The following is a 14,031-nucleotide window of genomic DNA, read 5'->3' as shown; positions in this document are numbered from 1 at the left end:
AATTTTCATCATCTTAGTTGGATCAAAACCCAAAAAGATGATGAAAAGAAATACATTATTAGCATTAACCCTATTTATGGGCTTCTTTACCCTGACAGCAACTGCTCAGGAGAAGAAGAAAGCGAGTCCACCAGCTAGCGTTAAAGAAACGATCAGCTCTGGTGCAACAATTGCCATTGATTACAGCCAGCCTTCTGTAAAAGGCCGTAAAATCGGTGAAGAAATTGCCCCTTATGGCAAAGTTTGGCGTACCGGAGCCAATGATGCCACTACTTTTGAAGTTAGCAAAGACGTAAAAGTAGAAGGTAAAACTCTTCCTGCCGGCAAATACGGTGTTTACACCATCCCCGGAGAAAAAGAATGGATCATTATCTTCAATAAAACATGGAAACAATGGGGTACAAAATACGCCGAAGCAGATGATGCTTTACGTGTAACTGTAAAACCAACAAAATCTCCGGTATTCACAGAACAAATGACTTTCAAAATCGATAAATCTGGTAAAGTAACCCTGCTATGGGGAGATCAATCAGTTGCTTTCCGTGTAAAATAAAAGGCAGTAAAATCGAACCATTGTCAAGAAAAAAAGAGACAGGTGAAGGAAAAGGCCTAGGAATTTTGCCCCCTTCAGGGCAAAGGTTCCAGCCTTTGAGTCATCTATCTCTTTTTTTACTTTCTGTCTTCTACTCCCTGTCTGCCATTTACTTCCTGTCTCCTAACTCTGTATCCTAACTAATCCTGCCTCAAAAACTCCAGACTCTTATCACACACTTCCTGTAAATGCTTTGGTAAATGCGTTTCCTGATACGGGTGACTGGCGCCAAAAACATGATTTGCCCCTTCAATCTTATAAATCTCTGCTTTTAACTGCTTTTGTGCCAACTCCTGCGCCACACTGAATTTTACATTGACATCCTCATCACCATGCAGGATCAGCCAGGGAACAGTAATCCGCTCTGCTGCCTTAATAATGTCAAAGGCCTCTTTATTCGCTTTAAAATCTGCTAACAAAGTACTATTCAATGGCATTTTCTCTTTAGTTCTTGCATTCTCGACATAAATTTTCCCTGTTTTCATCCAGTCAGCTTCCTGTTCCGCTTTCCATAAACCGGAGAAATCAGCAATAGCAGCCCAGGTGATCAGTTTGGTAATTCTAGCGTCTTTCATAGTTTGAATAACCACTAATCCGCCACCTCTGCTATGTCCAATCAAATAGATTTTTTCGGGATGATAACTCTGCTCCGCATAATTAATTACGGAGTTCAAATCCGCGAGTTCCATACTGATTGTATTGGCTGCAAAAGCTTCCATATCTGTCACATCATTTGGGTTTTCCGGACTAACTCCGCTGTGCGACAGGTTAAATTTGAGGTAAGGGTACCCGTTTTCGGCGAAATATCGGGCAACTAACTGATGTGCACCCCAATCTTTAAAGCCTTTAAAGCCGTGAACGAAAATTATTAGGGCTGTTTTTGGCTGTGTATCATCAACTGTGTAATCTCCGATTATAGGCATTCCTAAAGACCCTGTTATGGTAAATTGCTCGTTTTTAATCATGTAGATGTGCTTTCTTTGTATATTACCTCTATAACAAAGTTAAGGAAAAGATGTTTCTACCTTCCAGCTTTATTTGGAATCGTTTTAAATAGTTCTTAATTACTCCATAATGACAGTGAAATAAGCTTCGGTTGTTACTTTTGTTACACTAAAAAAAAACAGAATACGACATTTTGGAATATTTAAAAATCATTGCTTTTACGCATAAACATATTGACCTGAAAGCATTGGGTAAATTGGTGATATGTGAGCAGACATTAGACGACAGATTGAGGAACATTCAATCGGAGTTAGATGTTAAAGAAATATTCTACATCGGAACCTGCAACAGGGTGGAATTTGTGTTTACTTCTGCCCATCATCTGGACAAAGCCTACATTACACGTTTCCTTACGGTATTGAATATGGGATTGCCTGAAGAGTACATGGACAAGTTTGTTGAAAACGTTGTGGTGTACGAACAAGGGGCAGCTTTTAATCATTTATTACGTACTTCCTGCTCTTTAGAGAGTTTGGTAGTAGGGGAGAAGGAAATTCTTGCACAGGTACGAAAAGCTTATGAAGCTTGTCGCATAGCTGGATTTACTGCGGATTATATGCGCATGATCATGAATAGGGTAGTGAAAACGGCGAAAGAAGTTTATACACATACCAATATTTCGAAAAATCCGGTTTCAGTGGTGTCTCTGGCTTATCGTAAATTGCGGGACCTGAAAATTGTCAGCAATTCAAGACTGCTAATTATTGGTGCGGGTGAGACGAATAAAAACATCGCTCAGTACCTTAAAAAACATAAGTATTCCAATTTCTCGATTTTCAATAGAACAATTGAAAATGCAGAGGGGTTGGCTAAAGAATTAAACGGTACAGCCTACCCGCTGTCCGAGCTGGAAAACTTCAGCGGGGGATTTGATGTGATCATCACCTGTACAGGTGCAACTGAGCCCATCATCACCAAAGAAATCTATACAAAACTTCTACAGGGGGAAACTGGCAAAAAGATAATTGTCGATTTAGCAATTCCTAATGATACCGCTCCGGAAGTGGTAGCAGAATTCCCTATCCATTTTATAGAAGTCGAATCTCTAAAAGAGATTGCACGCAAAAATATTCAGGAACGTTATGATGAGCTGGTGAATGCCGAGCACATCATAGAAGAAAATATCAAAGACTTTGAATTGGTATTACGTCAACGCAAGATAGAGATTGCAATGAGTAGTGTTCCTCAGAAAATCAAGGAAATTAAGCATACTGCTATCAATGGCGTCTTTGCCGAAGAGATCAGCGGTCTTGATGAAAACTCAAGACTGGTATTGGAAAAAGTGATGAATTACATGGAAAAGAAGTGTATCAGCATTCCAATGGTCATGGCAAAGGAGATATTGGTAAAGAATAGCTAGATTTGCCCAAAAATTATCATTAACGTGAAAAGACTTATTATTGGTACGCGAGGTAGCGACCTGGCTTTATGGCAAGCCAATTTTATTAAAGACAGACTTGCAGATATTGGAGCCGAGGCCGAACTAAAGATCATCAAAACTCAGGGAGATAAAATTCTAAACCTTAGGCTGGATAAGCTGGAGGGTAAAGGTTTTTTCACCAAAGAGCTGGAAGAAGAACTTTTAGGTGGTACCATTGATATAGCCGTACACTCCCATAAAGATTTGCCAACTACACACCCTGCTGGATTAACCATTGCGGCGGTAACAGAGCGTGAGGATCCCTCAGAGCTGTTATTGATCCTGAAAGATTGTGTAGACACCAAACAAAAGCTTTCCCTGAAAACGGGTGCTATGGTGGGTACTTCTTCCAACAGACGTAAAGCACAAATGCTCTCCCTGCGTTCTGACCTGAATATTGAAGATTTAAGAGGTAATGTACCTACAAGAATCCAGAAGTTAAGGGATGAGGATTATGATGCGATTTTACTGGCTAAAGCTGGTGTGAACCGTTTAAACATAGACCTTTCAGAATTTCATGTGGAAGTGGTAGATACAACGGAATTAGTTCCGGCACCTGCACAAGGTGCTTTAGCCATCCAGATCAGAGAAAATGATACGGAATTGGCGGAGTTGTTAAGCGCATTAAACCATCAGGAAACCATCGACGCCATTGGTGTGGAACGTAAGGTTTTAAACCTATTTGAAGGTGGTTGTCACATGCCTTTAGGATGCTATTGCAAAAAAGAAGATGGTAAGTATGAAATCTGGACTTCCAAAGCGGAGACTGATGAGCACTTTCCTGACCGTTTCTTTTGTCGCGTAGATGGCCTGGAAGGTGTAGCTGAACAGATTGTCGCGAAGTTTAATCCGGATAGGAAATTACCTTCAAAGGTATTTATCTCCAGAGAAATCGGCGAACACAGTTATTTTAGAAAAGCATTAGAGAAGCATAAAATCGATATTGAAGCCAGATCATTGATCCGTACGTTCCCAATTGTAACGGTATTGGATCCTTTCTATCTGAAACATATCCACTGGATTTTCTTTAGCAGCCGCAATAGCGTAGAGTATTTCTTCGCATTGAAACCTTTATTGCCTAAACATGTGAAGTTTGGTGTAGCAGGTAGAGGTTCTGAAGATTCTTTAAGAAAAACCGGACACCTGGCAGATTATGTTGGTGAAGGTGGTGATATTGATGAAGTAGCTAGACTTTTTGCCAAATTGGTAGCCGGACAAACCGTATTGTTCCCAAGAGCACAAGATTCATTACAGAGTATACAAAAAGCGTTAACACCGGATACGAAAGTGGTGGATCTGCCAATTTATGAGACTGTAATCGAAGAAGATGTAGACCAGACTTATGCGGAAGTGCTGATCTTTACCAGCCCTTCTAATGTTGATGCTTATTTTGTAGAAAACTTATTAGAACCGGGACAGCGCGTAATTGCCATCGGAAACTCCACAGGAAAGAAATTTGATGAGATGGGGGTAACCTATACTCAGCCATATGCTCCTGATGAGATCGGATTGGCGGAAGCTGTATTCGGAATAGACATAAAATAATAAAGTAAATTTAATATGGTGCACCGTCCGCGTAGATTGAGAAAGAATCCTTTAGTGAGGGAAATGGTAGCTGAAACGAGGTTATCTAAAGACATGTTCATTTATCCGTACTTCATTGTACCGGGGAAAAATGTAATTCATCCTTTAGAAGCAATGCCAGGCATCAGCCATTTTTCTGAAGATACTTTATTGAAGGATGTGGAAAAAGGATTGAAACTTGGTGTGAACAAAATCATGCTGTTTGGTGTTGGTGATGAGAAATCAGACGACGCAGCTTCAGCTTATCATGATCATTCCCTGGTTCCTTCGGCAGTACGCCTGTTAAAGAAAAACTTTGGAGAAGATTTGTACGTAGTTACCGATGTTTGCGTTTGTTCTTATACCACGCACGGACATTGTGGGATTATGAAGGACGATTACGTTCAGAACGACCCTACAGTGGAGGTAATTGCTAAAATGGGATTGGCACATGCGGAAGCAGGTGCAGATATGCTGGCGCCATCAGATATGATGGATGGCAGGATTTCCGCAATGAGACATTTATTGGATGGACAAGGTTTTGTAAACACGGCGATCATGTCGCACGCTACAAAATTTGCTTCTGCTTATTACGGTCCTTTCCGTGAAGCGGCAGACTGTGCGCCTAGCAAGGGCGACAGAAAAGCTTATCAAATGGACTTTAGAAACGGTAACGAAGCGCTAAGAGAGGCTTTACTGGATGAGAGCGAAGGCGCAGATGTGTTGATGGTGAAGCCAGCTTTGGCTTACCTTGATGTGATGCACAACCTGAAGCAACATACAGATTTGCCGATCGCTTGTTATAACGTGTCGGGAGAATATTCGATGGTAAAAGCTGCTGCGGAAAAAGGATGGATTGATGAGCAGAAAGTAGTGATGGAAACCATGCATGCCTTTGCGCGTGCCGGTGCTAGTATCATTACTACGTATCACATCAGGGATATGGTTGAAAAGAATTGGTTGTAAGTAAAAAATATATGTTAGAATCTTTAAAAAAAATGTTTTCAGGAAATGAAGGCGAAGTGCCGGTGAATACTGGTAGTAAACCTGATATTTCGAGAGAAAAGTCGGCAGAACTGTATGAAAAAGCAAAGAACTATTTCCCTGGAGGGGTAAATTCTCCGGTGAGAGCTTTTAAATCAGTATATGGCACTCCTTTGTTTATTCAAAAAGGAGATGGCTGTTTCGTATGGGATGCCGATGGTAATCAATTTATAGATTTTTGCGGAAGCTGGGGTCCATTAATTTTGGGTCATAACAACGCTAAGGTTAGGGAAAAAGTGACGGAAGTAATGCAGAGTGGTATGAGCTTCGGCGCACCAACAGCATTAGAAAACGAGCTTGCGGAACTGATCATTAAAAACAACAAATTCGTAGAAAAAATCCGTTTCACGAGCTCAGGAACTGAAGCAGTAATGTCTGCCATCAGATTGGCCCGCGGTTATACCGGAAAAGATAAAATCATCAAATTCGAAGGTTGCTACCACGGTCATACTGATTCACTATTGGTAAAAGCAGGTTCGGGCCTGGTTACTTTCGGTGAAACTTCTTCTGCAGGTGTACCTAAATCATTCGCTCAGGAAACGATTGTGATCCCTTTGAATGATGTTGAAGCTATTAAAGCGGCTTTCGAGCAGTTTAAAGGCGAAGTAGCTGCGGTAATTATTGAGGGTATTCCAGCAAATAACGGTTTGTTAATGCAGGATCCTGAATATATTAAAGCCCTGGAGCAAATCTGTAAAGAAAACAATGCCTTGTTAATTTTTGATGAGGTGATCACTGGATTCAGAATCGGTTTTGAAGGTGCTGCTGCTTATTATGGGGTGAAACCTGATATTGTTACTTATGGTAAAATTATCGGTGGTGGATTACCTGTAGGTATGTATGGTGCTTCTGCGGAGATTATGGGACATATTTCTCCGGATGGTGGCGTTTATCAGGCAGGTACTTTATCGGGAAATCCGGTAGCTATGGCCGCTGGTATCGCACAATTAACGGAGTTACTACGTTCAGGTTTCTACAAAGAATTAAACAATAAGGCGACAGAATTTGCAGAGAGCATCCAACGCTTTGCAACAGCCAGAAACTACAAGTTGAAAGTATTCCATGTAGGTTCTATCTTCTGGATGGCTTTTACAGATAAAGATAAAATCCAGTCGGCCGAAGATATTGATCCGGCTAGCATGGAGAAATTTAAACTGATGCACAGAGAATTGCTGAATAGAGGAATTTACTTAGGTCCATCTGGATATGAAGTAGGATTCGTTTCTGCAGCACATACTAAAATCGAGCTGGAGAAAGCTAAAAGAGCAATCTTCGACAGTCTTGATGTGGTTTTCAGAAACAAATAAATATATTTAAATAGTATAAAAACTGCTGCTTTGAAAAAGTCAATAGTCATCTTTTATTTCATGTTACTGTACTCTTTAGTACAGTTGATCTCCTGGGGAGCATTGGTCGTAAGATTGGAGCCTGCCAGAATGGCCATGGTGATGGGGGAGGGATCTGTATTCCTTTTTCTACTGTGTATAGGTGCTTATTTTTTACACCAATCCATTAAAAAAGAAGACCGTTTGAGAGAACAGCAGCAGAATTTTTTACTTTCTGTAACGCATGAACTAAAATCGCCTTTGGCGGCAATTAAATTGTCTGTTCAAACGATCATTAAACGCGACCTTGATAAAGCCAGACAAACTTCCTTACTGAACAATTCCCTAAAGGATATTGAGCGTCTGGACGACCTGGTAGAAAACATGTTACTGGCTACGAAAATTGAAAATGGCTCTTTATCTTTCCCGAAAGAAGAGTTTGATTTCTCTGAGCTGGTGAGTAAGGTAACGGATCGTCTGCAAATCCACTCTTGTGGTTGCGAACAGGTGATTTCAGTAGCGATAACTCCTGGTATTAAGGTAGTTGGAGATCAGTTTTCTTTATCCTCTGTGGTCACGAACCTGATTGAAAATGCTGTCAAATATTCAGGTCCATGTGCGGAAATAGATGTCGAATTGACAGTAAAGGACGGTCACCCCTTTTTAAGGGTCGCTGATAAGGGCCCTGGTATTCCAGATCAGGAAAAAATGTTGATTTTTGATAAATTTTATCGCGTTGGTAATGAGAATGTAAGAAAATCAAAAGGAACAGGATTAGGCCTGTTTATTGTTAAGGAAGTATTACAAATGCACGACGCTGATATTAGCGTTAGAGATAACGTACCGCATGGTGCTATTTTTGAAATTACATTTAGTTGATCATTATGCAACAGAAATTAAGAATATTACTGGTCGAAGATGAAGACCACTTGTTAGATGCTATAAAATTGAACCTTGAACTTGAAGGCTATAAAGTTCATGCAGTAAAGGATGGTAAGACGGCTTTAAAAGTTTTTAAAGAAGAACGTTTTAACCTGATTATTCTGGATGTAATGCTTCCTGAAATGGACGGATTCCAGGTTTGTGAAACCATCAGATTAGAAAACACCGAAGTACCTATCCTTTTCCTAACGGCCAAAAACACTAGTGAAGACCGTGTAATGGGATTGAAAAAAGGTGCTGATGATTATCTGGTTAAACCTTTCAACTTAGAAGAGCTGATCCTTAGAGTTGGTATTTTAGTGAAACGCAGCATGAAAGCTGATGACCTGAAAGAAATCAATTCTTATAAAATCGGTGATAAAACCATCTATTTCAACTCTTTCGAATTGAAACAGGATGATGGTGTTATTGTTCCGCTAACCAAGAAAGAAACGATGCTACTGAAATTACTGATCGAACGTAAGAACGAAGCAGTATCCCGTGAGCAGATTCTGGAAACGGTATGGAACTATGATGTGTATCCTTCGACTCGTACGATCGATAACTTTATCCTTACTTTCCGTAAGTATTTCGAACCAGATCAGAAGAACCCGGTTTATTTCCATTCCATCAGAGGTGTAGGTTATAAATTCACAGATATCCATTAATGTATAATAATAAAGGCAGGTATGCCCTCATGGCACTCTTCGTGATTGCCGCGGGAGTGTGCCTTTTTTACGATCAAATTCAACTGGCTGTATTGGCCGGTTTTTTCTTTGCCTTTGTGATTTGGAGCCATTTCAAACACAGTTCGATATTATTGGCCTCTAAGTATTTTAAAAACGGAGATTACGAAAGGACAGAGAAGATACTTGCAGAGGTGCCCAATCCGGATCGCTTAGCGCGAAACAGAAGGGGATACTACGAATTTATGCGCGCCAATATTGCGCTTAAAAGAGAAGAATATGAAGATGCCGAGCGTCATTTTCAAATCGCCAGTCGCTTTCCATTAGGTGGCAAGAACGACAAGGCTTTTGTGATGATCCACCTGGCCAATCTCGCCCTGCGGAAAAAAGACCTGGAGCGTACAAGGGTATACATTGAGCGGGCTAAAGAGCTGGCTACAACCCCAAGAGCGCAAGAGATCATTAGTAAAATTGAGCAAGAAGCAAATCGATTATAAACAAACACAATATAGATGAACACGTTATTTTTAGATGCCGCATTTTCGAAGCAAACAGAACGTCCACCGGTATGGATGATGCGCCAGGCTGGCCGTTTTATGCCTGAGTACTGGGAAATCAAAAACAAATACTCTTTCCTGGAGATGTGCAAAACGCCAGAACTTGCAGCGGATGTAACGATGTTACCTGTTGATTTACTGGGTATCGATGCTGCCATCCTTTTCTCTGATATTTTAGTAACCGGAGAAGCTATGGGCGGTGACCTGAGCTTTACGCAAGGTGTAGGCCCTAGATTTGCCAATCCTGTACGTAACGAGAAAGATGTAGACAACCTAAATGTAGATTGTCTGGATAAGTTACAATATGTAGCGGATGCCATTAAAGTGATTCAACAACGTTTAAATGGTAGTATTCCATTGATCGGTTTTGCTGGTGCACCGTTTACAGTAATGAGCTACCTGGTTGAAGGTGGTTCTTCTAAGGATTTCAAGCTGACTAAAATGTTGATGCACAATCAACCTGAAGTTGCACACCGTTTATTAGCGAAAATCGCTAAAGTAACCGCAGATTACCTGAACCTTCAGATTGCTGCAGGTGTAAACGCAATTCAGATTTTTGATAGCTGGGCTATGGCATTGTCATGGAACGATTATCAGGAATTTTCTCACCGTTATATCCAGGAAATCATTGCAAACCTGAATAGAAAAGATATCCCTGTGATCTCTTTCTGTAAAGGTAGTTCTGTATTTGCACCGATCATGGCACAGGCTAAACCTGATGTGATCTCGGTAGACTGGAACGCAGATTTATTGAATATTAAACAAAGCCTGCCTGCGGGTATGGCGGTTCAGGGTAACCTGGATCCGTTTATATTATACGCAGATAAACCTGTAATTAAGAAAACTATCCTTCAGTTGTTCGAACGTATGCGTGGTGAAAAAGGGTTTATCTTTAACCTTGGTCATGGTATCATGCCAGACATCCCATTCGATAACGTGAAATATGCAATCGAAGTAGTTAAAGAATTCAGATACTAATATAATTCAGGCCATCTGTAAAACTCGCTTTTCAGATGGCCTTTTTAATGATCAAAAAAGAAACAAAATGGAATACTATTATTACGTACTCTCTGTGCACATCATCTTTGTAGTTAGCTGGATGGCGGGGTTGTTTTATAGTGTTCGATTATTTATCTACCATGTAGAAGCGGAAACCAGACCAGAGCTGGAACGCAATATCCTTCAAAAGGAATATGAACGCATGGAAGCCAAGCTTTGGAATATCATTGCCACACCCGCAATGGTCCTGACCGTAGCAGCAGGGGTAACCATGGTTATTCTAAAACCTTACCTGATGACTCAAGGCTGGTTCCATGTAAAGCTTGCTTTTGTAGTTCTTCTTTTGATCTATCATTTCATTTGTCAGCGGATCATGAATCAATTGAAACAAGGCAAATGCAAAATCAGCTCCTTCAAGCTGCGTTTGTGGAATGAAGTGGCCACAGTCCTGTTAGTTGCTATTGTTTTTACTGTAGTGCTTAAAAGTGCAGTAAATTGGATTTATGGCCTGATTGGTCTGATCGTATTCTCTTGTGTCATCATGATGGCTGTAAAATGGTACAAATCTTACCGTAAAAAGCACGACTGCTAATCCCCCAATTCTATTATTTTTCTTTATTTTTCCTGCTGCATGCAACCTTTTGGTGGTGATGCTCATCTTCTATACACCAAACAAACAGATGATTTTGACGCAGTACACAATAAATGAACTCATGGAAGGCTGTAAAGCCGGCACGCGAAAGATGCAGGAAGCGCTTTACCAGCAAACCTCATCTAAAATGCTGGTGCTGTGCATGCGTTATGCAAAAGACCGGATGGAGGCGGAAGATGTGTTGCAAATGGGCTTTATCAAGATTTTTCAAAAGATAAGTGAGTATAGAGGAGATGGGTCTTTTGAAGGATGGATGAGAAGGGTTATGGTAAACACCGCAATTGAGAGTTATAGAAAAAATTTACGCAGCCTGAGCGTGGTTCCGATAGAGGATGCTTACGAGCAGCCTTGTACCGGTTTCGATTTTAGCAGATTGGGTATGCAGGATTTACTGAAACTCATTCAAAAGCTTTCCGATGGCTATAGAATGGTATTTAACATGTACATCATAGAAGGATATTCTCATAAAGAAATTGCCGCAATATTGGGGATTTCTGAGGGAGCAAGTAAATCGCAGTTGTCGAGAGCAAGGGCGATATTAAGAGAGGAGATTATAAAAATGGAGGGTATAGGTTATGCAAGCTATGCAGGATAAAGATTTCGATCAGTTGTTTAAAGATAAATTTGAAGGAGCAGAAATACGTCCTTCTTCAGATTTATGGAGCAATATTGAAAAAGAACTGACGCCAAAGAAAAAAGGTGTTTTTCCAGTCTATTGGGTAGCCGCGGCTGCGGTAGTAGTCATCGCGGTAGCTGTTGGATTGTTAGTTCCGGAAACAGAAAAAGTGCAATTGCAGGGTAGCGATGACATCGCATCAGTTGTGGAAAATAAGGCTGCCGTAAATAATGATGCAGTTATGGGCTCTACTATAGCTTCTACTACAGAATCAGCTACTTCCGAACAAAGTGCACCCTTGGTAATCGCTCCAAAACTGAAACTTAGGAACCTGGTTGAGGAAAATAATTTGATGGCTGTGCAACGTAATGAAAAGATCAGACGTCATCAGTTAAAAGCAGTTGAAGTTAATACGGCTTCGGCTTTGAATGAAGAAATAAAACCAATGTCAGCAGATCTGATCACCGAAAATGTGATCGCCAGAGTAATCCTGCCTGATGCTCAAAACGGAGATCAGGTGATTACGGAAACAGAAGGTAGAGAAGAAAGAAAAGGCATTAGGAATGTAGGCGATGTCATTAATTTTGTGGTAGATAAACTGGATAAAAGAGATAAGAAATTGATACAGTTTAAAACGGATGACGATGACAACTCTTCCTTAATCGCACTAAACATTGGGATTTTAAAGTTTAATCCGAAAAGGAACAAATAATACACACAGCTCAAACCAATAATATGAAGAAATTAGTATGGACAACACTTTTGGTAAGCGGGCTTGCCGGTGTTATGGCACAAGCTGCATTTGCACAGCAGGATAGCGTTAAAAAGAAATCATCGTTTGGACTGGATAATGGCCTGATCTCTATCAGCATCAATAGTAAAGACAGTACCGAAAAAGTGAAATCAGCTAACGGACGTTTTACAGGGGGAATCACGCTAACCCGTCTGGATATCGGTTTCTCGAGATTGATAGATAATGGCAGCTTCTCTTTATCAAAAGAAAATGAGTTCCTGGATTATACCGGTGGAAAAACCAGCACAGTTTCATTTGATGTTTTACAGTTGGGCTACCGCTTTAATTCTAATTTCAAAATCTATATGGCTGGTGGTTTCGACTGGACCATGATTCGCCTGAAACAGAACATCACCCTGGATAAAAATAGCCCAACCATGTCTTACAAAGAAGAATCCATACAATTCTCTAAAAACAGGTTGTCTAACAGCTATGTCCACATTCCATTGAACTTTGAATTGCGTAGCAAAGAAAATGCTAATGGTAAACGTTTTACCTTTGTGTTCGGACCAGAAGTCGGTTTCCTGTTAAATGCGAAAGTGAAACAAATAAGCAAAGAAAACGGAAAAGAGAAGTTTAAGGACGACTATAACTTTGAGCCATTCCGTTATGGTGGTACCTTGCGCATTGGCTATGGTGGTTTTGGTGTCTTTACCAAGTATTATTTTAATGATATGTTTACCACTACAGCACAGAAAGGACTTAGAAATATGTCTTTTGGGGTCACCTTAGGATTAAACTAAACAACACACACACAAATATAACTGATCCCGTAGCCGCTAAGGTTGCGGGATTTTTTTGTGGCAAGGTGAAATACTTTATCTTTACCACGTGAAGGAAACAATCATCAGCGTTAAAAACATCAGTAAGGAGTATCAGCAGGAACAGGCTTCGGGAATTCATAACATTAGCTTCGACATCAATAAAGGGGATATCATCGCCATTATTGGCGAAAGTGGCAGTGGTAAGTCGACTTTGTTGAAATGTATTTATGGCTTATTGACTATAGATGAGGGAGATGTTTTCTATCAGGAGGAAAAGGTTTGGGGCCCGGATGTACTACTTATCCCGGGACATAAGCAAATGAAAATGGTGACCCAGGATTTCTCCCTGAATATCTACGCCAAAGTATACGATAACATCGCTTCCATGATGGCCAATACAGATGTACATCATAAACATCAGAAAACGATGGAAATGATGGCTCATTTGCGTATTGATCACTTGAAAGATAAAAAAATCACGCAATTAAGTGGGGGAGAGCAACAAAGAGTAGCAATTGCCAAAGCTTTAGTAACTGATACTTCTGTTTTGCTACTTGATGAGCCTTTCAGTCAGGTAGATGCTTTACTTAAAAATCAGCTTCGCGCAGACATTAAAAGAATCGCTGCGGAAACGGGAGTAACGGTCATCATGGTTTCTCATGACCCCGCCGATGGATTGTTCCTTGCCGACGAGCTATTGATTATGAAAGATGGTCATTTGATAGAACGCGGTAAACCGGTCGATATTTATCAGGAACCAAAACATATTTATACCGCCAGAATGCTTGGTAATGCTGTCGTTTTAAACCCTGAAGAAGCACATAAACTGGGCTTAGAGTTGAAAGAAGGTCATGCCGTGTTTTATCCGGAATGGGTAGAACTGAACAACTCCTGGAACAGCAGACGCTTTGAGGTGAAAGACGTGTATTATAAAGGATTTTATGAAGAATTGTTGCTCGAAAGAAATGGCGTGAAAATCAGAGCCATTCAATTGAACAGGGGAGTCCATAAAAAAAACGACCACGTTCAGGCGAACATTGGTCGTTTCTTATCGTTATAAACAGATCAGTTTTGAGCTGTTTTTAGAAAAACTC

At 40.5% G+C, this 14,031-nt stretch carries 15 protein-coding genes; 14 read left to right on the top strand and 1 reads right to left on the bottom strand.

From position 1 onward, the window contains the following. Positions 1 to 37 precede the first annotated feature (37 nt). A complete protein-coding gene (locus tag R2Q66_RS16205; RefSeq protein WP_316750851.1) occupies positions 38 to 553 on the top strand; it encodes a DUF2911 domain-containing protein in 516 nt (171 codons plus the stop codon). Positions 554 to 732: 179 nt separating this feature from the next. Here the strand turns inward: R2Q66_RS16205 and R2Q66_RS16200 are convergent, their stop codons facing one another. Continuing rightward, a complete protein-coding gene (locus tag R2Q66_RS16200) occupies positions 733 to 1,557 on the bottom strand; it encodes an alpha/beta hydrolase family protein (RefSeq protein ID WP_316750849.1) in 825 nt (274 codons plus the stop codon). A 173-nt stretch (positions 1,558 to 1,730) separates the two neighbouring features. Here R2Q66_RS16200 and hemA point away from each other — a divergent pair, with 173 nt between their 5' ends. From hemA to R2Q66_RS16135, 13 genes are all read left to right on the top strand, one after another. Beyond that, a complete protein-coding gene (hemA, locus tag R2Q66_RS16195; protein WP_316750847.1) occupies positions 1,731 to 2,957 on the top strand; it encodes a glutamyl-tRNA reductase in 1,227 nt (408 codons plus the stop codon). A gap of 24 nt (positions 2,958 to 2,981) precedes the next feature. Beyond that, positions 2,982 to 4,562, top strand: a complete 1,581-nt coding sequence (gene hemC / locus R2Q66_RS16190; protein WP_316750845.1) for a hydroxymethylbilane synthase — start codon at positions 2,982 to 2,984, stop codon at positions 4,560 to 4,562. Between the two features lie 15 nt (positions 4,563 to 4,577). After that, positions 4,578 to 5,546, top strand: a complete 969-nt coding sequence (gene hemB, locus R2Q66_RS16185; protein WP_265841092.1) for a porphobilinogen synthase — start codon at positions 4,578 to 4,580, stop codon at positions 5,544 to 5,546. Between the two features lie 11 nt (positions 5,547 to 5,557). Next, entirely contained in the window at positions 5,558 to 6,931 is a 1,374-nt protein-coding gene (hemL, locus tag R2Q66_RS16180) for a glutamate-1-semialdehyde 2,1-aminomutase (RefSeq protein ID WP_316750843.1), read from the top strand. A gap of 30 nt (positions 6,932 to 6,961) precedes the next feature. Beyond that, positions 6,962 to 7,828 (top strand): HAMP domain-containing sensor histidine kinase, encoded by an 867-nt coding sequence (locus tag R2Q66_RS16175; protein WP_316750841.1) that lies wholly within the window; start codon positions 6,962 to 6,964, stop codon positions 7,826 to 7,828. Positions 7,829 to 7,833: 5 nt separating this feature from the next. Continuing rightward, the gene (locus tag R2Q66_RS16170; protein ID WP_015809248.1) at positions 7,834 to 8,538 is read left to right on the top strand and encodes a response regulator transcription factor; all 705 of its coding nucleotides are present in this window, start codon (positions 7,834 to 7,836) and stop codon (positions 8,536 to 8,538) included. Continuing rightward, on the top strand, positions 8,538 to 9,053 hold the full coding sequence (locus R2Q66_RS16165) for a hypothetical protein (protein ID WP_316750838.1): 516 nt from the start codon (positions 8,538 to 8,540) through the stop codon (positions 9,051 to 9,053). Before R2Q66_RS16170 ends, R2Q66_RS16165 begins: the two co-directional genes overlap by 1 nt. Before the next feature lie 15 nt (positions 9,054 to 9,068). Next, positions 9,069 to 10,091 (top strand): uroporphyrinogen decarboxylase, encoded by a 1,023-nt coding sequence (hemE, locus tag R2Q66_RS16160; protein WP_316750836.1) that lies wholly within the window; start codon positions 9,069 to 9,071, stop codon positions 10,089 to 10,091. Positions 10,092 to 10,158: 67 nt separating this feature from the next. Further along, complete coding sequence (gene hemJ / locus R2Q66_RS16155) at positions 10,159 to 10,704, top strand: protoporphyrinogen oxidase HemJ (protein WP_316750833.1); 546 nt, start codon at positions 10,159 to 10,161, stop codon at positions 10,702 to 10,704. Between the two features lie 121 nt (positions 10,705 to 10,825). Continuing rightward, positions 10,826 to 11,359 carry an RNA polymerase sigma factor gene (locus R2Q66_RS16150; protein WP_316750831.1) on the top strand — a complete coding sequence of 178 codons (534 nt, stop codon included), beginning with the start codon at positions 10,826 to 10,828 and terminating at the stop codon, positions 11,357 to 11,359. After that, positions 11,340 to 12,092, top strand: coding sequence for a hypothetical protein (locus R2Q66_RS16145; protein WP_316750829.1), 753 nt, complete (start codon positions 11,340 to 11,342; stop codon positions 12,090 to 12,092). The genes R2Q66_RS16150 and R2Q66_RS16145 overlap by 20 nt, the downstream gene beginning before the upstream one ends. Positions 12,093 to 12,115: 23 nt before the next feature. Beyond that, positions 12,116 to 12,916, top strand: coding sequence for an outer membrane beta-barrel protein (locus R2Q66_RS16140; protein ID WP_316750827.1), 801 nt, complete (start codon positions 12,116 to 12,118; stop codon positions 12,914 to 12,916). A gap of 88 nt (positions 12,917 to 13,004) precedes the next feature. Beyond that, a complete protein-coding gene (locus R2Q66_RS16135; RefSeq protein ID WP_316750824.1) occupies positions 13,005 to 13,997 on the top strand; it encodes an ABC transporter ATP-binding protein in 993 nt (330 codons plus the stop codon). The last annotated feature ends 34 nt before the right edge of the window (positions 13,998 to 14,031 follow it).

The sequence above is a fragment of the Pedobacter gandavensis genome (assembly GCF_032677645.1).
GTDB lineage: Bacteria > Bacteroidota > Bacteroidia > Sphingobacteriales > Sphingobacteriaceae > Pedobacter > Pedobacter gandavensis_A.
Note: the sequence above shows the minus strand (reverse complement) of the source record. Positions and strands in the feature narration are given on the sequence as shown.